Source organism: Pseudoalteromonas luteoviolacea, assembly GCF_001750165.1.
In the GTDB taxonomy this organism is placed as follows: Bacteria; Pseudomonadota; Gammaproteobacteria; order Enterobacterales; family Alteromonadaceae; genus Pseudoalteromonas; species Pseudoalteromonas luteoviolacea_G.
In genome coordinates, this window is record NZ_CP015411.1 from 3,013,984 (window position 1) to 3,033,178 (window position 19,195).

The following is a 19,195-nucleotide window of genomic DNA, read 5'->3' on the forward strand; positions in this document are numbered from 1 at the left end:
ACCTGCCAATCATCAAGCTTTAACCTCGTTAAGAAATAACAATGCTTACAACATTACATTTTAGGCCTCAACTGCTCAATAACCTTAGCATCTATCCACATGATATCTGAATCATCTTCACTGAACTTCCGATTAAAGAATAAATACTTCCCATCAGGAGAAACCACTGCCCCAGTATCTGGTCCCGGTGTATTAATTTTATCTCCTAAGTTAATAGCTTCACTCCACACACCATCTTTAATTTGAAAACTGATATATAGATCTGTTTTTCCATATCCACCTTCCCGCTCACTATCCCAAATTATGTAGCTTTCATCTGGGGCAACAAATGGGTGAGCAGTCCACTTACCAGAGTTAATCTGTTTACCAAAAGCTTTTGGCGTCTCACGCTTGCCATTAATTAACCTTGAATAACGGATCGTCCCCGTCACTTCACGCTCATCAAATATGTAAGTACCATTAGAAGAGACACTCAATACCATGATTGGAATATCTTTAAACGCCGCACCTAGACTTTTTGGCTCTGACCAGCCTTTGTCTGTGCGCACTCTGTAGGTATTACCAGAGTGCATTGTTTTCCCATCCGGTGATATAGAACCCCCAATACCGGAATCAAGTACCTGTTCATGCCATTGCCCATCAACGAGTTTAAGCATCATTTTTGTGCTGGTTCTCGCTTTACGATTATTTCTCGTAAAATAATATTCTTTCATATCAGGTGTAAACCAGCCGGTCCAATCTCGATGTTCTTTAGATACAATATCCGGCGCAAATACTTCTGGAGTCATCCCCGGAGGCGTTTGCCCAAAATAAGGACCTTCGATCGAAGGTAATTTGTTTTTAGAATATACTGCATTACTGAAAGCGACAGCTAAAAGTACCAAAGGGATTGAATGATAAACTAGCTTCATTATTTTTCCTTACTGTAGGCTCGATAAACTATCTAATTGGCGTTTATCTCGATTAAACTCACTACCAAACTAACGAATTCGACCATTGAATACCTTACCTGCACATGACTTCTAAGTGATTTTTTCTGAAATCAACTGACATTAAACACATAATAGAAAGTTAAAAATAAGCTTTTAATTCATAATCTTAATCTACTTTAACTTATGAGTCGCATGAAAAAACCTAGCGTGAACTACTAAAAACTGTGACCATTTCATATCCGCTTCTCACACTTTTACCCTCATAGTTGGAAGCGTATTATTTGCGCTTTTATACTGAACATGTTTTCAATTAAAATAAAATGCGCCCATACTTAGTGTGAATGTGCCAGTTTCAAACTCCCCTCGACAGAGACAACCTTTAGAACAAATAATTTGGTCACCATTTTGAGGGGTTAATATTAAAAACAAGCTTTATTTTGAATTGATATGACTTTGTGCCGCATCGCACTGAATGCTAACCATAAACACTGCATAAAATATAAGTCATGGGTAATTTGCTAGACTCATATCTAGCCTTTTCCAAAGCTATGAGGCTGTTTACCTTAAACAACCCCAGCATTTTTTAACACTCCGTAAACGCCATGGGTATCCTGTTCAAAGCCATAAATCACAACCAGCTTCATTGTGATTCAAGGTAATGATTATAATAATGAAACAACACTAAGTTCTACTTACGCACAAGACCTACAAACCGCCCCATTCTGGCGCTACAATATAAAATGCTTTCACACGCTATTGTTGTCTAATTATACTTACCAACTACATTGAAAAAACAAAACACTGGCACACAGTCCCTAACCAATTTGCTGTAAAAACCATCATATATCACTCATCGCACTTCTTAATACCTAAGTATTTTTTATGTTATCTATGGGAGACAGCAACAACTAAAGAATGAGAAAGGAAATGAATAAAATAACAAAGACTATCGGGTTGTCAGTATTACTCACAGGCTTAACTAACAACGCAATTGCTTCGTCTGACCATATTAAATTATTAAAAGCAGTGGAGCCTAAAGTTATCGACTGGCGTAGAGATATTCACCAAAACCCAGAACTTGGTAATAGAGAAGTACGCACAGCAGCCAAAGTGGCAGACCACCTAAAAAAGTTAGGTATGCAAGTCGAAACACAAGTAGCTCACACAGGTGTAGTTGGCTTTCTCAAGGGCGCAAAACCTGGCCCGACTATTATGTTACGAGCAGATATGGATGCATTACCCGTTACTGAAAAAACAAATCTCCCGTTTAGTTCAACCAAAACCACAAATTATCGCGGCGTAGATGTGGGTATCATGCACGCTTGTGGTCACGATACACATGTCGCAATGCTGATGGGTGCTGCAGAAGTACTTGCAAACATGCAAAATGAGCTTGCGGGTAATGTCATGTTTGTTTTTCAACCTGCTGAAGAAGGTGCACCAGAAGGCGAAGAAGGGGGTGCTGAGTTGATGTTAAAAGAAGGGATCTTTAAAAGGCATCAACCTGACGTCGCCTTTGGACTACATATCACTTCTAAACTCAATGTTGGCCAAATCGGCTATCGTAGTGGACCGACAATGGCCAGTGCAGATAGGTTCGAAATCACGGTCAAGGGCGAGCAAACTCATGGTTCAACTCCTTGGGCTGGTGCAGACCCTATCGCAGCGGCTGCGCAAGTTGTTTCAGGGGTCAATCATATCGTGAGTCGTCAAATTAATATCACAAAAGAGCCTGCAATCGTTTCGTTTGGTAAAATCTCTGGTGGCGTTCGAAATAATATTATTCCAGAAGAAGTTAATATGGTAGGCACGATCCGTAACTTCGATATGGATAACAGACAGCAAATCTTCGAAAGAATAAAACACACAGCGGAGCATATTGCCCAAGCCTCGGGAAATAAAGCGGAAGTCGTTATAAAAGAAGGTTATCCCGTTACAGTCAATGACCCCGCCTTAACAGATAAAATGCTTCCTTCACTTGCAAAAGTGGTTGGTAGACATGGACTCATTGAAATGCCAAAAGTCACAGGTGCAGAAGACTTTTCTTTTTATGCGATGGAGGTACCTGGCTTATTTGTATTTTTAGGGGGAACCCCTAAAGGGACTCACCCAAAGGACGCCGCGAGTAATCACTCACCCTACTTCTTTGCAGACGAATCTGCATTTAAGTTGGGCACTCGCGCTTTAACTGAATTTACATTGGACTACATGGCTCAATCAAGTCAATAACCCCGCTATCTCCAATGCCAGATATTAAGTGAGTTGAGCGCAGTAAGCGTATCAACTCACTTAAATACATTAGTCGTTTTTACTTTGCTTCAAAAGCTCATCCAGCTTTGCCTCAAGGCGAACAATATCTTCTTTGGTCGCAGACAATTTCTCTGTTTTTACTTCTTCTTCGTGCATCACCTGCATCGCGTCGACAATAATACCAATAAAAAGATTTAACACTGCGAAGCTAGTAATAATGATAAATGGCACAAAAAACAGCCAAGATTCAGGAAATAGCTCCATCGTGGGCCTCACTATTCCCATGGACCAACTTTCCAACGTCATAACTTGGAAAAGTGTATACGCTGATGCGCCAAGACTACCAAACCACTCTTGCATATTTGGGTCTGGATGCTGACCGAACAGCTTCGTGGTTAAAACCGCTGAAACATAAAAAACAATACCAAGTACACCAATAACAGATGCCATTCCTGGTAATGAATGACCCAAAGCCCCTATCACTCTTCGCATCTGTGGCACAATTGAGAACAACCTCAACACTCTGAGGATCCTGAATGCACGTAAAACGGAAAGCGCTCCGCCCGCAGGGATCCAAGAGATCGCAACGATAATAAAATCGAAACAATTCCAACCAGATTTAAAAAACTTAAGTCGATAAACAATCAGTTTAAGTAATAACTCGGTAGTAAAAATCAGTAAGATAACCGTATCTATTTTATGCAACAATGATGCATTGTCTTTGCCAAACTGAGTTGTCTCAAGACCAAGTGTTACGGCATTGAACAAAATCACTGCTATTAGAAAGTTTTGAAATAACTTAGCTTCTACTAAAGATGTCAGTTTTGACATAAAATTATTTGAAGGTGTCACAATTATAGTTTTAATGATATGAATAAAACTCAATCTTTTAATTAAACGGTTTATTTGTCAAGAACAAAGTGGGGAAAACAAATGCTTGTAGCCCGTCTGAAATGAAAGGGCCAAAATTCATACAGAAAAAGACCTAACTTAAATGTATATGTAATATAAAATACCAAATCAGACTTCAAAGCTTTATCGAAAAAACTCAACAATATCTGTTCGAAAACCCGAAATCAGCTGAAAGTGACAGCGTTCACTTTTACTTTTCACTATGTGAGTTTAACATTCAATTCAAAGCGTAAGCTGCATTTCAATAAGCTGATGTCCACATACAGCTTCCACTTCTTTAATAAACTTAAATCCTAACTTTTCATAAAATTGCCTCAAATAGCTATGCGCTTGAATCTTAATTGAGGCTATATTCAGCGTCTTCGCGTGTTCAATTAATGCGCTTACTACCGTCGTCGCAATACCTTGAGAGCGATGAGCCTTTAATACTGCAACTCTGGTCATAGAAGACTGTTGGTTAGCCCCCAATGTCAAACGTGCTGTAGCAACAGCTTTCCCTTTAGTGCTGACAAGTACATGAAGAGATTCATCATCTAAACCATCATGGTCTAGCTCTGTCGCAATATGCTGTTCTTTAGTAAACACCTCATAACGTATATTACATGCGTGTTCAATCAACTCACGGCCAGTGCCTATGACCAGCTCATACTCATCTATACTCACCACACCGGAGTGCTTCCCTCCAGAGTCATGGCAAATTTTTTGAACTCTTACTGCCATAATTTATGCACCTAGATATCCTTAGCATTATCATCAGCTATATTGCCAAAAAGCTAATTGAAGCCCTTATATTATTTTGACTACAATTCAATCATCTTTTTACAAGGTCTTCAATAGTCAAGGATAAACAAGATAAATTACACGCAAAAACCTTCGCTTAAATAATCAACAAAACCATAAATATTTACATGCAATCAACCCATAATTACACATTGCAAATATAAAGACCATTATATTTTATTTACATAAAAAATATAAAAACACCTTTATTTAACACCTGGTTATACTTAAGACAGAATATATTTTATTTAGATATAATAAGTTGATAAAAAATTTCGTTCATGGCATATATTAAAAATTAGATTCATCTTAAAGGAGTTGTCGTGATTAATCGTATACTTTTATTAATCTCAGTATTATCGCTAACGGCCTGCTCAAGTACTAACACTTCACCTGTTGCCAAAATCTCCCCCGTCACCGAACTTATGAGCAGTCACGCTTTTGAAGAGTTACCTACAATAACAGAGCAGAAAATCTTTGACCTACCGCAATACGAAAGAGACAAATTCTTAGCTTTTTACAATAAGGAGTTAGAACAAGGCGTGAGACCGGACAAAGCCATCTTTAGATATCTTGAAAATCGTTTAGATAACTTTACTTTTGATGGTGAGACTTTGACAGCGCAAGAGTCCTTAGAAAGAAATGAAGGCAACTGCATTTCGTTGGCAATACTCACGCAAGCCTATGCCTCCTTAGCTAAGGTAGACACGACCTTTATTGAAGTGGGCACTATGCCAGTATTTCGTAAAAACCAAGACACTATCTTAATTTCCAACCACTTTCGTACCAAGCTATTAGCACCAAAGAAGACCTTAGAACCAGACGCATTTGTCATCCTACGAGCTGGCACCGTCGTTGATTATTTCCCTGCCCAAGATAGCTTTTTTATAAATAACGCTACTTATCAAGACCTAGTTTCAAAATATTATGCGAACAAAGCAGTTGATGCTCTACTTAGCCAGCAGTTTAATCAAAGCTATAGCTTACTTAAAAAAGCCTTACAATATAGGCCTTATCACCCTGAACTCATTAATATTGCGGCTATATTGCATCGCAGAAATGGGCAAATCAAGCAAGCTAATGCTATTTATCAATATGCGTTAGAAAATCAACTTACAAGCCAAAACTTGCTATCAAACTATCTAGTAATCGCAAGAGATCAGTCTGATACTTCACTAATAAGCCACTTAGAAAGCCTGCTAGATAGCAACGTATCAACACCGTTTGATAAAATTCAATTAGCGCGAAGAGCTGTTGATAAAGGCCAATATAAAAAAGCAATCAAACAGTTAGAAGAGGTCATTTCTGAAACGCCCTATATCCCTGAGCCCTACTTTGAATTAGCAAAGCTTTACCACACACAAGGTGATAGAGACAAAACTGTTCAGTTTCTAGCTAAGGCGGCTGAAAAGTCATCCGACCCTGAAAAACGCACTTTGTTCCAAGCCAAAAGAGATTCAATCACCCAAAGATAACAGCCAAAAATAATCTAGAAAGCTTTGACGAGGCAAACATCATCAAATGTGCACAACGGACTAAAAACCACCGTGCACACTTCTATTAAATTAAGTCAAATTACTCAGTTTAGTCATCACAAAAAACAACTTTAAACAGACTAACACTTTTCTCGCTTAAACATGTCTCACTGCTTGATGCTTCTTTTGTTTTGGCCAAGTAGTAGATTGCTGCATTTTGATTTTTTCTTAAGTTTAAGGAACTGATCAAGCTCTGGCCATCATCTGCATATTGATTAAAAATAGTGCCATGTACTACGTTTAAAATATAAGTCTTACCTTCATCAAAGGTAAACTTTTCCGAGTCAAGGTGAACGCCCTTATTAGACTTGCCAAAACCTCTATAATAAATGGTGTTTTCACCTGCTGGTACTTCAAATGTTGTGTGTTCATCGTAAAAAACTTTACCGACTAAGTCCCCATCCATTGAAAGGCTAAAAGCAACGTCCCCAAGCTGAAGACCTGACATTCTATAGTATATATAGACTCGCGCTTTCCCCTCAGAAACTGGCTTCAATTCAAAATTATTTACCGCTTGCTCAATCTCCAGTTCACTCGGGCCAGATACACATCCAGTTAAAAACAAGCTTGCAAGCAAAAATAACACTTTAATTTTCATATACTACTCCAACATTAACACCGTTCTACAACCAAAATTTAATCCAAATTTTGAGCGCACGGATCCTACATTAATCATTTGGGCTAAATCAAATTAAAATAATGGAGTTATATTTATATGATGATGTCACTCTATTTTGAAAAAGTCCGTTTCTTATACTTTGGTATATAAAGCATTTGTTTGATAACTCAATTAAGCTGCTCCTTTACCTTTGGCATAATTCGCCTGCTCACAGGTAAAGCGTCACCAGTAGTTAATATGAGGTTACCGCCACCTGACGGCAACTTTTCTAGTGACTGAATAAAGCGTTTATTAACAATATATGAGCGATGAACCCTCAAAAATGTAGCCGATAGTTTATTTTCCATTGTCGCAAGCCCTTCATTGTGAAGAAGACACCTCCCATCAGAAAGCATGACCTCCACATAATCTCGCGCCCCCTTTACAAAGCATATACCGTCACTGGATACCCACTCAATCTTGCCTGATAGATTTAATTTAATTTTTGAAGGTTGTTGCTGCTCTTTATATTCATCTAATGCATGCTGCAATCGCTGTGCGTTAGACTGTGCTTGTAGCTTCAGTGATTTCTCTGTTTTATAAGCAACAGCATGTTGAATAAAGAAAAACACCATCAGCGCAGCCACAAAGTAATAATAATATATGTCTAAAAAGGCATTTGGCTTTACAACAATGGCAGCAGAGAAAATAAACAAAGCAATGGCATGCTTCATTGCAAATGGGTGTCTTTGATATGCTTCATACACCGTAATTAATAAACATATCGCTGCAGGTAGTTGAAAAGCCAGTACCGTCTTATCTTCTATTGCCGTACCAAAATAAACAATAGCCAGCGTTATCGACATTGAAATAGCAAACCATACCCATTGATTATTTTTCACAAAACTACGTATTGTATAAAGCAATAAACACTGCCCACTAAGCATGCTTAGCAATAAGATCGCCAACAACCTCATATCTTGATATGAATATTCGTAAGATATCAGCCCTCTAGATACTTCAATCAGCAATTGGAGTGCAACAACCAAAGCAAACATAGGTAATAAAACGTTGCGCATCCCCTTAGATTGAAGTACTGCCAATGCGCAAGAAAAAGCAAAACCAATCACCAATACCCCCAAAGGAATGAAGGACGGCAAATAGTTACGTAACACAATATCTTGAGGAGACTCATAATGCGTGATAATCGCAAACGATATAAAGTCGCTTAATTGAGACCTGCTGTTATGTGCCGAAAGCTTGATCACCAGCTCATTTTGTCGTGGTTTAATCAGCTCTTTCGGTACGTAGACTACTGTATCCATCACACCTTGCACTTCATCTTCTTTTGAAATTGCAGGACGCCCATTACGGCCGATTAACTGCCCATTTAAATAAAACTCCCCAGATGCTTTGGCAGAAAAAAACAGCCCTAACGGTGTGTCGATAAGCTCTGGTAATTCCAGTTCAAAAGATGCACCTATCCAAATGAGTTTATTGCTAGGCTCGACTTTATCTAGCGATACTTGATCACACTTTTGCTCAAAAAAATTCGCAACTGTCAGTTCGCCAATATCGTCATAACAAACCGTAACCTTTTGAATAAAATACTTATTAAAGTTATCAGCATTGACTTTATGAGAAATAAAAAGCAAAGCAAGGACAAAAAATAGCACTGTTTTCAGCGTATTGTTTGAAAACCACCACTGCTTTGCACTGATTGAGAAAAATCTATAATACCTCACTGCCACTTGCAGAAAATACCCTACCGCTTGCATATAAGTACTAGAAAAATAAGAAGTAATTGTTAATGTCCTTACTAATGAATAAACTGCTTTTATGGGCGAATATTAATGAACTATATCAAAAACTCAATTTTTACAGGTATTATCTTTTCACAATTACTTTTTACACCACTTTGTTTTGGCTCAGCGCTAGAACACAAGCAAATTGATGCATTGGTCGAAAAAGCAATGGATAAACTCAATATTCCAGGCGTGGCTTTAGCTGTGGTTAGTAGTAATAAGGTCCTGTACGCCAAAGGACATGGGGTTCAGTCAATTGAAACAAACACACCTGTAGATACAGACACTTTATTTCAAGTTGCCTCTATTTCTAAATCATTTAGAACCGCTGCACTTGCGCTATTAGTCGACGAGGGTAAACTCAGCTGGGATGACAAAGTCATTGACCACCTTCCTCACTTTCAAATGTATGACCCTTGGGTCACGCGAGAATTTACCATTAGGGACTTATTAACTCACCGCTCTGGTTTACCACTTGGAGCAGGAGATCTGCTGCAATGGCCAGATGCACATGCTACACCAGACGAAGTTATTGCAGCATTAAAGTATCTAAAGCCAACAAGCTCATTTAGAACCGAGTATTCCTATAACAACTTAATGTATACCGTTGCGGAAGAAGTCATTCGCGTAGTCAGTAAAATGCCGTGGGATCAATATGTGGAGAAGGCGTTGATTTCACCTTTAAAGATGAATGGCTGTGTTGCCAGCCCTAAACGAATCATGCAAAAAGATAAACGCGCGATGCCTCATATGGAAGTCAATGGGCAGTTGAAAACCACCTTTTTCAAAGACGATGAACACATCAATTGCGACGTTGCAGGTATGGCCAAGTGGGCGAAAATGTTCCTCTCCAAAGGTAAATTGCCTGATGGGCAGGTGTTAATCACAGAGGAGCAACAACAAGAAATGTGGAAACCCGTTACATTGCAAAAAGTCTCCTACATTGACCAAAAGTACGCACAAACTCACTTTCAAGCATATGGTCTGGGGTGGCGACTAAAAGACTTTCATGGCCATTTACATGTATCGCATGGCGGTGCGGTGCAAGGCATGACTTCCCACATCGCTTTTCTACCTGAAAAAGGCATCGCCGTGATTGCCCTAACTAATCAATGGTCGCGCGCGGCGCAGGGTCTTACTGCAACCATACTAGAACACTATATTGAGCAAGAGCCAACGGATTACATTGATGTCTATATAGAAGGAAATAAACGTTACAAAGAGTACCTAAAACAACAAAAGAAGACAGAGCAGCCACTCGAAGTTAGCTCAACCAAGCCGCCTTTAGCGCTGAGTCAATACGCTGGCACTTACCGAGATGACTGGTATGGTACTGTTAAAGTCACTATCTCAAACGCAAAGTTACACATTAAATTTTCTCGAAGTAAAGCGCTGAACGGTACTTTACTTCATCTTCAAGGTAATCGATTTGCCGCCAAATGGACTGACAGAACACTCAATGCCGATGCCTATGTCAACTTTGACGTTGATTTCGAAGGGAATATCACGGGATTCAAAATGAAAGCGATAAGTCGTAGTACTGATTTTTCATATAACTTTCATGATTTAAACCTAAAAAAGGTCAGCGAATAACAAGGTAACTTTGTTGCCTTCGTAGTCATATAAAAAATACCCACTTACTCTTTGCGGATCGTATTGCTTAAGTGGGTATACAAACGTAAATTTGTCGAAATTACAGCCACCTTCAATATGAACGCAAAGTATAGCTCTAACTCACATAGTTAAAACCTATTGCATTCCACACCCAAAATACATACAAGAAGCTCAAGCAACTCAAAGTAAAAATCGAATAGTGGCACTTGTATAGCATCCCCAATTCTTTCTGACGCCAAATAAATGCTAAACCCACCACTTTAATCAAAGTTATAAGTGCAATAACCAGCACAAAGCAAAGTAACAGTTTCACTTCCAGTGTAGGGAAATTAAGCAAAAAGTTGTACTCATCTAAAACAAGGCCTGAATTCATGAAAATAAAGCCGGTCACAGCGAGCAATAACATACCGGCAACAATGGATGTCACCTTTTCGAATAGATTGTGAGATTTCACACGACTTCTTCGAATACTAGCTAGCAACAAGGTAGACAATGACAGTAACGAAGCTAACACCAAAACAAAGTAGAAGAAAAAAGGGCTTTGCGGCAAGCTAACTTTCTCATAGTCTCCAGACCACATACTTGCAGAAAACCTGGCTATCTGTCCTTTGCTATCAGGGTAGAAATAAAATATAGAGCCCTGATCTGACTGTGCTTGAAATACGTTTTCTTTGAGCCGTTTAAGCGCAAACTTAGCATTACTGCCCAAACGACGCATAATTAATCTGCCTTGTGTATCAAGTGAAATGATCACTGAACTATCCAAAGCAGACACTTTTTCCAATTGGGTATATGAGCGACGTGTACTCAGCCAAGATCCTGTGTACTCTTCTAGTTTACGTTTTACAACAGGCACAGTCATAAATTGATTATATGCGCCTAATTGAGGCGGCTCGTTTAACTGCATGGGCAAGTCTTTATAGTACTTATGAAGAATCGCTTTTGGTAAGAAGTCCGCTAACTGAGCAGCTCCTCCAACCATATTGCTAGCAATAAAAATACCGAGCTGTATTTCAGGAAAAATGACCATGTTAGCAGAGAAAGTCAGCGTTGCCCCCGAATGATGGTAGTACTTATATCCCCTAATACTGCCTTCAAACATACCATGTACAACACCTGTAGCAAGCGCCCTATCGTCATACAGTCTCTGTTTCATTTTACTGTCGGTATGCGATGAGATTAGTCCGCTTCTACCTCGCATTAACGAGCGCATATACAATGCCATGTTCTCTGCAGTGGCTGACACAGCGCCCGCACCGCCAATATGCCCTATAAATTCAAAAGGTTTCGCCAAGTTTCGTCCAGCCGCGCCTTTAAAATACCCCGTCGCTAAGTGTGCCTGTAAAGCGCTCTGCATAGATGTCAACTCAGACCCTAGCGGCTCTCGCAGTGTTGTATTTTGCATACCTAACGGAGAAAAAATGTTTTGCTCCATATATGTGGCTAAATCCAATCCAGACTTTAACTCTACCAAGTAGCCCAATAAACCAAACCCATAATTTGAGTAAGACATATTGTAACCAACGGGCCAAATTCTACTAGGCATGTAGGTCGCCAAATACTGCGATGTACTCAACACTTCTTCAGGTTGGCCACTTAATAAATTACCAGCATCAGCTTCTTCAAACCCTGAACGGTGGCTCAATAAAGCGGCAATAGTGATTGGGCCTTCGAAGGTATTGGGGATTTTAAATTCGCTAAGGTAGTCATTTACATCAACATCTAATGCAAGTTTTCCCTGCTCTACTAACTGCATAACAGCAATCGCTGTCATTGTTTTCGTAATTGAGCCAATTCGAAACAAAGTAGCATGAGGATTCACCTTTTTTTGGCTACTCACATCACTTAAACCATACCCTTTAAGCAACGCTATTTCATCATTTTTAACAATAGAAATGGTGACGCCAGGTATCGTATGTTGCGCCATCCCACGTTCAATCAATGAGTCAACATACTGCTCTAGCCCTTTTAGTTCAGCATGTGAAGCTGATTCATGTACTGCCATGTTTTCCCTATTTAGCTCAGCTATGGCGCTGGCATGTACACTTTTGGAAATAAAAAGGCCAGCGACCAAAAATACAAACAGAGCTGCCACAATAGCTGAACGTAATCCTGTTGTTGCTTTCATAACACGACCTTATTTTTCTTATTGTAAAAATGTCGATATAACTGGAGTAAAAACCAATAGCCCCAAAATATAAGCTCGCTCATTGAGGGCTTTTGGTGCCATCTTTATCACATACGAAAAAGATAGGAGGCAAAAGGATTATGCTATCACTGCTGCCGAATGAAAAAAGTAAATGCTTGTATTCATCCGGTACTTCATCATTCGCTTTTATCGTCACAGGTTGGCTTACAACAAAATTTGCACCAATACTTTTAGCGTACTTAAACGAACTTGTCTCATAGCTATTTTCTACCATTTTTAAGAAAAACTCATGGTTACCGTGAATACCGGAAATAATTAAGAAATCACTGGTCGCTTGGTTGGTTGTATACTCATTGGCAATCAACGTATGCTTTTTAGTACACGTGTGATGAGATGGTAGTGTCATAGACGCAACTACACCCCGCACTGTGTAGTCCGCTGCCATTACAAGACTGGCCTGTAAAAGTATGTACAAAAAGGCACTAATTTTTATAATCATAATTACCCACGAGCAATATAAGTTTAAATCAGTCGCTACGCTAAAATGGCTTAAGCGTCAGGAACAGAGCCAGACCTAATAGTATGTCCAAATAACTCCCCTAAGCACATTATTCTTCGTCAATGTCACTTATCAGTTGTTCACGTACTTCCATCAACGCAAATCCAAGCAGATTGAGGCCCTGCCAGCTATACACATCTTCAATGCATGGGTCATCTTGTGCTAATCCTACTCCCCATATTTTATCTACAGGACTTGCTTCAACCAATATCCTATCTCTGGTATTTATTAAAAATGCTCTAAGTGCTGGGTTTTGAGAAAACTTTGCAAGATTAGCATTTACAACAATGCCGAAGCGCTTGCTTTCCCATACTTTCTGTTCAAACCCACGTACTTCGCGACCTATTGCCTTTGCAGCCCCTGGCGTTTTAGCACTGAGTACCCTTTTGCATGCTTCGTTATCATCGAAAAGTTTTGCTTTGTGGTACATCATGTAATGCTCAGCTGTGGCAAATAAGTACCCATTTTCTTCGAACTTTGCTTCGTACCACTGACTGAAGCAACTTTTTGTCACATGCCCACTTCGTTCTTGGTGACCCCAAAAAAAAGAGGTGTTTAACTGGATTACCCGCTTTTAAATGCTCGACTAATTCTTCTCTTGTTCTAATTTTATTTCCATGCCGCCTTGCGCATAACTCAAACCAATCAACACCCATGTCGCTAACTCAATCGGTGCGTTTACTCACTCTGTAATCATAAGACTGCTTTTCAATACCCGAACGCACTTTTCCCGTTTTTGAGTTCAAAACAATCACCTGAAACTTCCAAACATGATGGTAGTTTACCCTTAAACTCCCACTCTGTAATGGGCTCATCTTCATAGGGAAATGCTAACTTATTGGCCCCTATGAATTTTGGTTTTTCGATGCTGTTATATTGACCAACTTGCTCCATTTTTTCATCGAAAAGAATGAGTCGATAGCTTCCTCTGCATGATGAAGCGCCCCATATTGTTTCAAGGTACGTGACATGCAGTTTTCGGCCCTTTTCGTCAGTCAAATTCCCTAAATAAGAAAAAACTTCCCAGTTAAAGGTTCCATCCTGCCATGACCCCATTTCAGCATTTTTTGCTGCTTCATATAATACTGAAGCCAACGGCTCGACTCCTTTTACGTGTCGAGTGGAGGTTGTTGGGCACTCAGCAAACACCGACATACTGTAAACGACAAAAACTAAACAAATAAAAATTTTGTTCACTAGAGTTCTCTAAATAACTTTTTAAGATTCGAATGGCTTAGTATTGGATAGGCACTTGATTTAATTGAAGCTCATATATCATAAACGTCTATTTTTAATGCTAATGACTGAAATCAAAGGCAGCCATCGCAACGTACATTTTACTTTCAATCGGGACTATTTAAAATACACAATATTCTGTTTTTACAAAAAAAGTATATAGAGCACATTTACTCTGCAATAAGTAATCAATGAAGTGTAACCGCCCACTAGATACCAGCCTAAAGTAAGTCACTCAGTACTTCTGACTATTGTCATTAACTCACACTATGCTTTATCTGTAACTGCAATTTAGCCATACATTGCGGTAATGATACTCGCTGCTTTGCCAATTTTTGCGGCCAACAACCGAGAGTACAAATATACCTCTTAGCTAGAGATATCGTTTACTTTTATACACTTAGTTTCTTCTGGTATCGCCTGCAACTCACTCTTCAAAAACGCTGGTTTCAAATTTAAATTAGACAAGTCGCCTATTGGATACCATTTAAATTCAAGCTCTATATCAGATTCAATCCCTCGAAACGTTTTACCTATTGGCAACCTCTCTGGTGCCACTAACTCTGTTAAGAAGTAATTTGAGATTTCATGATATTTTTTCCCTGCATATACGAAGAAATTTTCAACGTACCATATATGACGTTTTACTACCGTATCTATATCTAATTCTTCGAGTAACTCTCTACTTATTGTCGCATCTGAATTTTCGAAAAATTCGACTCTACCGCCCGGTAAAGCCCAAAAGGACTCTTCAATATTTCGATGAAGTAATATATGACCATTATGAATAATCACAGCGACACTGCGAAAATTAAAACATGAATCTGCATTATCAAATTTCAGCACCTTCTCCCCCTCTTCGCTTTCTATTAGGTTGAGTAAATTAATTATTTAGTCCAAAGCTCAATGAGACAAAAATCGTATATGCCTCCCTTTTACACTTTTTAGGTAATTTTACTGAAATACACAAACATAAAAAGCTAGTACTAAAATTGTGACTAAAAACATGACTTAGCCGCAAAGCATAACGCTATGTTTAGCTTTAGCCTGATATTTTTTATTGTATAACGTCAAAATTTAGACTTAAGCCACCGAAAAGATAAAGCAAAGGGAAAGCCACTTTTCAAATATACTTACATTTAATTTATAAACTGATAAAGTACTTAGACTATTTTTCGGTCATTGAAAAAATAATGTTCCCAGTATAATCAAATATGACCATCACTTTTGAGAATCAATATGAGTAAAACGCTAAGCTTTATAAAAAAATCTAACCAAGTATTGTTCTTTATCGCGGTTACACTATTTATCATCGTAGTGTCTATCGACTTTATTACTGACTTTTTCGACAACAAATATGAGCCCCCCAAAATTGCACTTGTCGATAACAAAGGCGAACAAACTCAGGTCAAAAAAACACAGTACACCATAGAGTATTTCGACAAATTAAAAGACGTATACATTTTTGAACTAAGTTCCAAAGAGATTGATATTAGTCAAACCCACGATGGCGAAATCGTTGAAATGTTCGCCAAATCAGAAGTGTCGCTCGACTTATATACCGTGCCATACTTATCCAAAAACGCAGTCAATTTGATGTTTGTGAGAGAAAATGGCGAACGCCACATGTTATTGAAAAAAGACGGATTGATACTAGATATCTCAAAAGCAAAGTTCGCAACAAACGAGGCTGGCTATTTACTTGATAGGAATCTTTATCTGATTATCAATGAAGATACCAATCAAAACGGCTATCTGGACCAAGACGATTCAGTCAAGCTATTTACATCAACTTTTGATGGCAAAGACTTAAGTCTTGTATTGCAGGATGTCGGCAACTTTAGTTTAATCAGCGATAATAAGGTGTTAATCTCTCAAAAAGGTAAGTCGCCAAAATTTTATGCATTTGAAGTCAAAAATTCAGCTTTATTGCCGTTAAATACCTCATTGCATACACATAATGAATAGCCATAAAACCGGCTTGTAATTACATTAAAATAAAGCAACCCCGTTAAGGTGTGGGCAATAAGTAACTTTGGTTACACACTGTAAATACTGAAAATTAGCAGGGTTAGGTTACTTACCACTTGAGGTACTTACTTTTTGAATAACCGATGCAAGCACCTCCCACTTAAAAACAATATCGTAGAGAAGCCTAAAAACACACTTAAGCGCCCAAAAGTGGTAAGTGCTTTCTTTGTTGATAGGTGAGCGCTAGCTCTAAGCAATGCTTTATAATAACTTTCGGCAAAGGTTCCGATAAAGACAAAACAATAGCCCTATTCCCCTGAAACTGTAAGACTTCACCATAAAGCGCTTTATAAGTATCAACTAACTTTGTTTGGCAGTGAAAAAACATACAATATTTTTTTGGTGTAGCGGGTTTCCAATCTATTCTTATCGGACTACCAAGTTTCACTTTATAACTTGGCTCACCCCATTTGATAGACTCTTCAACAACTCCCAAATCAAGCTCTCTCGCCACCTCAAAGATTAAACCTCGTAATGCTTCAAGACGAGCTCTGACGAGTTCCGGATAATCACCCCAACAAACTTTGCACACCTCATCCATATTCCCTCTCTATATTCATAGTCTGTGTCTAAATGACAGTGCTTAACATCAATCAGAAGCTAAACCAGAGATTACACCCCTAAAAAATATAACCCATTGATAAAATTAAATATATTTTAAAATCATAAAACTGTAACCAAAAAATCAGAAGAAGCTCAAGCACCCTATTTTTATCTGTTTACTGTAATAGGCAACCGGTGAGTTGGAGCCCAACAAAGTAGCATTGAATCACCTCTCGCCAATCTCCAATTTATATAATTTTTATAAACAAATAATAGGAGTAACTATGACTCTCAAATACACAGTAAAAAGCGTACTCACGATAGCAGTTCTCTTAAGCTATAACACAGCAACTGCGGTGGCAAACGCCAAAGCGCATCACGCCCCAGAAGTGTCAAAAGCCGATGCTCATATCACCTATACCGAAGTGCCTTATCTTACAACCGCTTTTATAGATACGTCCCCTAAAGACAGAAAAGATGGGATCCCTGTAGGGAAGTTAGGTCACTATGGTGGAAATACACATATGATCACCCAATTTGCAAAAGAACTTAGCAGTTATAAACATGGCCATTATGACAGCTTGCTGATCGCGCATCAGGGCAAGCTCGTTTTTGAATCCTATTATGCTAAAGGTCGCGTCAATTTACCCCACTACCAAGCATCAGTCACAAAAACCTACACAGGCTTAGCACTAGGTAGAGCAATTCAGCTAGGTCACCTTTCAATGGATGACCTAGATAAGCCTATATCGAGCTTCCTTAAAGAGTTAAATTTTGATGAATCGGTAAAACAAAGTGCTGATAAAGTCACCTTACGTCACGCATTGACCATGACTTCTGGTATCCGAACTAATAGTGAGCAAAGAGCAAAAATTGACAAACTACCAAATCAATTAATGGGACAAAAAGAAATAAAAACTATACTCGAGCACAGCCCTCCAGTCACAGCAGAGACTCAAACATTCAAATACGGTTATGGTCCGCTTTTAGTCATGCACGTACTCGAGGCTGTAGTGCCAGGATCAGCAAAAAACTTTATCAAAAAAGAATTACTCGACAAGATGGGGATCCAGAATTACCAGTGGAGAACAAATGGAGCATCCGGTTTACCAGAGGCTGGCTGGCGTACCAGTATGACATCCAGAGATATGATAAAATGGGGTATGCTTACTATGAACAAAGGAAAATGGCGAGGCGAGCAGCTTATCCCAGAGAAATTTATCGCCGATGGGACTAGCAGACTTGTGATCACCGGCGATGATGAGGTGCACTGGGGTGGCCAAGATGTATCTAATCAAGGTTATGGGTATTTATGGTGGGGCGTCGATTTGAAAGTTGGAGATAAGCATTATTTAGGTACTTCAGCCCAAGGTGGTAATGGCCAAATCATCATGATCATTGAAGAACTTGATCTATTAATTGTGCACACTGCGAATGATAATAACATTCCTTTCAAACAAGTCATTGCTGAGAAAATTCTGCCAGCCTTTACCTAAAAGGCAGCACTAAGAAAATACAGAAATCGCTTAGTACCGTTCAGCAAAAAATAGGGCTCTCACTTAACCCAAACTTCACTGTTTTGGTTAAGTGTCCTAGTTAATATGCGAACTCAGTTCTGAACTTAGCTAAGTTACATATTTCATCCCAGCCAGAAACAAAATACCAACTCTCATGGAAAGTATCTTTAAACCTAAATGTACAACATCCTGAATAATCCAATGCGAAACCACCTGACATATTCAAAAGGACACCCTAGTGCCACTGTTGAATCTGGCTTAAGTAGCTATACTTTACACACCTAAATAGGTAGCAAAATTCATGATTACTTGCAGTACAAGTTACCGCCGTTTGTATTTTAAAATATCGTCACTAAAAATAACTTTTCTTGAAAAGAAATAATTTAAAAACAGTGATGCCTTAACACCCAGAAGGAAGCTAACATTAAGCGGTACGCCTAAATACACAGCATATGAATACACCGCTAAATTAAATATACCGGTGCTGTGACTCATGATAAAAAACATACAAAGACTATAAATTTTACCTTCATTAACTTGCTTTTTTTGCTTGAAAGTAAAGTATGAATTTCCTAGCCAACTAAAATAAATTGCGACACAAAAACTACTCCATCTAGCTAAAAAAGGACTAACAGAAGATTCAACTAACCAATTAAACAACACAAAGTCGATGCAAAAGACACAACCGCCTACAAAACAAAAACGAATAAACTGCACTTCCTACCTTTACATTT

17 protein-coding genes are annotated in these 19,195 nt (G+C 38.7%); 5 read left to right on the forward strand and 12 right to left on the reverse strand.

Translation table 11 applies throughout. The features are described from left to right. Positions 1-53: 53 nt before the first annotated feature. The gene (locus S4054249_RS12755; RefSeq protein ID WP_046357073.1) at positions 54-911 is read right to left on the reverse strand and encodes a PD40 domain-containing protein; all 858 of its coding nucleotides are present in this window, start codon (positions 909-911) and stop codon (positions 54-56) included. 948 nt (positions 912-1,859) lie between these two features. On the opposite strand from S4054249_RS12755, the gene S4054249_RS12760 reads away from it, so the two are divergent. Next, the gene (locus S4054249_RS12760) at positions 1,860-3,161 is read left to right on the forward strand and encodes an amidohydrolase (RefSeq protein ID WP_419555203.1); all 1,302 of its coding nucleotides are present in this window, start codon (positions 1,860-1,862) and stop codon (positions 3,159-3,161) included. A 69-nt stretch (positions 3,162-3,230) separates the two neighbouring features. Here the strand turns inward: S4054249_RS12760 and S4054249_RS12765 are convergent, their stop codons facing one another. Continuing rightward, on the reverse strand, positions 3,231-4,013 hold the full coding sequence (locus S4054249_RS12765; protein WP_046357128.1) for an ion transporter: 783 nt from the start codon (positions 4,011-4,013) through the stop codon (positions 3,231-3,233). Between the two features lie 303 nt (positions 4,014-4,316). Beyond that, on the reverse strand, positions 4,317-4,814 hold the full coding sequence (locus S4054249_RS12770; RefSeq protein ID WP_080928398.1) for a GNAT family N-acetyltransferase: 498 nt from the start codon (positions 4,812-4,814) through the stop codon (positions 4,317-4,319). Between the two features lie 383 nt (positions 4,815-5,197). On the opposite strand from S4054249_RS12770, the gene S4054249_RS12775 reads away from it, so the two are divergent. Next, on the forward strand, positions 5,198-6,349 hold the full coding sequence (locus S4054249_RS12775; RefSeq protein ID WP_052961040.1) for a tetratricopeptide repeat protein: 1,152 nt from the start codon (positions 5,198-5,200) through the stop codon (positions 6,347-6,349). 109 nt (positions 6,350-6,458) lie between these two features. Here the strand turns inward: S4054249_RS12775 and S4054249_RS12780 are convergent, their stop codons facing one another. Beyond that, positions 6,459-7,007, reverse strand: coding sequence for a hypothetical protein (locus tag S4054249_RS12780; RefSeq protein ID WP_046357071.1), 549 nt, complete (start codon positions 7,005-7,007; stop codon positions 6,459-6,461). Positions 7,008-7,195: 188 nt separating this feature from the next. Next, the gene (locus S4054249_RS12785; RefSeq protein ID WP_052961039.1) at positions 7,196-8,785 is read right to left on the reverse strand and encodes a LytR/AlgR family response regulator transcription factor; all 1,590 of its coding nucleotides are present in this window, start codon (positions 8,783-8,785) and stop codon (positions 7,196-7,198) included. A 75-nt stretch (positions 8,786-8,860) separates the two neighbouring features. On the opposite strand from S4054249_RS12785, the gene S4054249_RS12790 reads away from it, so the two are divergent. After that, positions 8,861-10,405 carry a serine hydrolase gene (locus tag S4054249_RS12790; protein ID WP_052961038.1) on the forward strand — a complete coding sequence of 515 codons (1,545 nt, stop codon included), beginning with the start codon at positions 8,861-8,863 and terminating at the stop codon, positions 10,403-10,405. 136 nt (positions 10,406-10,541) lie between these two features. Here S4054249_RS12790 and S4054249_RS12795 read toward each other — a convergent pair whose 3' ends face one another. From S4054249_RS12795 to S4054249_RS12815, 5 genes are all read right to left on the reverse strand, one after another. Further along, entirely contained in the window at positions 10,542-12,554 is a 2,013-nt protein-coding gene (locus tag S4054249_RS12795) for a serine hydrolase domain-containing protein (RefSeq protein ID WP_046357070.1), read from the reverse strand. A gap of 79 nt (positions 12,555-12,633) precedes the next feature. Then, positions 12,634-13,074 (reverse strand): hypothetical protein, encoded by a 441-nt coding sequence (locus tag S4054249_RS12800; protein ID WP_046357069.1) that lies wholly within the window; start codon positions 13,072-13,074, stop codon positions 12,634-12,636. Positions 13,075-13,183: 109 nt separating this feature from the next. Further along, positions 13,184-13,648, reverse strand: a complete 465-nt coding sequence (locus S4054249_RS12805) for an NADAR family protein (RefSeq protein WP_196764536.1) — start codon at positions 13,646-13,648, stop codon at positions 13,184-13,186. 194 nt (positions 13,649-13,842) lie between these two features. Further along, a complete protein-coding gene (locus S4054249_RS12810) occupies positions 13,843-14,229 on the reverse strand; it encodes a hypothetical protein (protein ID WP_046357067.1) in 387 nt (128 codons plus the stop codon). A 510-nt stretch (positions 14,230-14,739) separates the two neighbouring features. Further along, entirely contained in the window at positions 14,740-15,216 is a 477-nt protein-coding gene (locus S4054249_RS12815; protein ID WP_046357066.1) for an NUDIX hydrolase, read from the reverse strand. 393 nt (positions 15,217-15,609) lie between these two features. Between S4054249_RS12815 and S4054249_RS12820 the strand changes: the two genes are divergently transcribed. Then, positions 15,610-16,338, forward strand: coding sequence for a hypothetical protein (locus S4054249_RS12820; RefSeq protein WP_046357065.1), 729 nt, complete (start codon positions 15,610-15,612; stop codon positions 16,336-16,338). 199 nt (positions 16,339-16,537) lie between these two features. Here the strand turns inward: S4054249_RS12820 and S4054249_RS12825 are convergent, their stop codons facing one another. Continuing rightward, positions 16,538-16,942, reverse strand: coding sequence for a DUF1801 domain-containing protein (locus tag S4054249_RS12825; RefSeq protein WP_046357064.1), 405 nt, complete (start codon positions 16,940-16,942; stop codon positions 16,538-16,540). A 286-nt stretch (positions 16,943-17,228) separates the two neighbouring features. On the opposite strand from S4054249_RS12825, the gene S4054249_RS12830 reads away from it, so the two are divergent. Then, entirely contained in the window at positions 17,229-18,440 is a 1,212-nt protein-coding gene (locus tag S4054249_RS12830) for a serine hydrolase domain-containing protein (RefSeq protein ID WP_046357063.1), read from the forward strand. A gap of 342 nt (positions 18,441-18,782) precedes the next feature. Here the strand turns inward: S4054249_RS12830 and S4054249_RS12835 are convergent, their stop codons facing one another. Continuing rightward, positions 18,783-19,178, reverse strand: coding sequence for a GtrA family protein (locus tag S4054249_RS12835; RefSeq protein ID WP_052961037.1), 396 nt, complete (start codon positions 19,176-19,178; stop codon positions 18,783-18,785). Positions 19,179-19,195 lie beyond the last annotated feature (17 nt).

Coding starts and splice junctions, on each gene's coding strand:
- S4054249_RS12755 (WP_046357073.1), bottom strand. CDS start 911: ATGAAGCTAGTTTATCATTCAATCCCTTTGGTACTTTTAGCTGTCGCT.
- S4054249_RS12760 (WP_419555203.1), top strand. CDS start 1,860: ATGAATAAAATAACAAAGACTATCGGGTTGTCAGTATTACTCACAGGC.
- S4054249_RS12765 (WP_046357128.1), bottom strand. CDS start 4,013: ATGTCAAAACTGACATCTTTAGTAGAAGCTAAGTTATTTCAAAACTTT.
- S4054249_RS12770 (WP_080928398.1), bottom strand. CDS start 4,814: ATGGCAGTAAGAGTTCAAAAAATTTGCCATGACTCTGGAGGGAAGCAC.
- S4054249_RS12780 (WP_046357071.1), bottom strand. CDS start 7,007: ATGAAAATTAAAGTGTTATTTTTGCTTGCAAGCTTGTTTTTAACTGGA.
- S4054249_RS12785 (WP_052961039.1), bottom strand. CDS start 8,785: ATGCAAGCGGTAGGGTATTTTCTGCAAGTGGCAGTGAGGTATTATAGA.
- S4054249_RS12790 (WP_052961038.1), top strand. CDS start 8,861: ATGAACTATATCAAAAACTCAATTTTTACAGGTATTATCTTTTCACAA.
- S4054249_RS12795 (WP_046357070.1), bottom strand. CDS start 12,554: ATGAAAGCAACAACAGGATTACGTTCAGCTATTGTGGCAGCTCTGTTT.
- S4054249_RS12800 (WP_046357069.1), bottom strand. CDS start 13,074: ATGATTATAAAAATTAGTGCCTTTTTGTACATACTTTTACAGGCCAGT.
- S4054249_RS12820 (WP_046357065.1), top strand. CDS start 15,610: ATGAGTAAAACGCTAAGCTTTATAAAAAAATCTAACCAAGTATTGTTC.
- S4054249_RS12825 (WP_046357064.1), bottom strand. CDS start 16,942: ATGGATGAGGTGTGCAAAGTTTGTTGGGGTGATTATCCGGAACTCGTC.
- S4054249_RS12830 (WP_046357063.1), top strand. CDS start 17,229: ATGACTCTCAAATACACAGTAAAAAGCGTACTCACGATAGCAGTTCTC.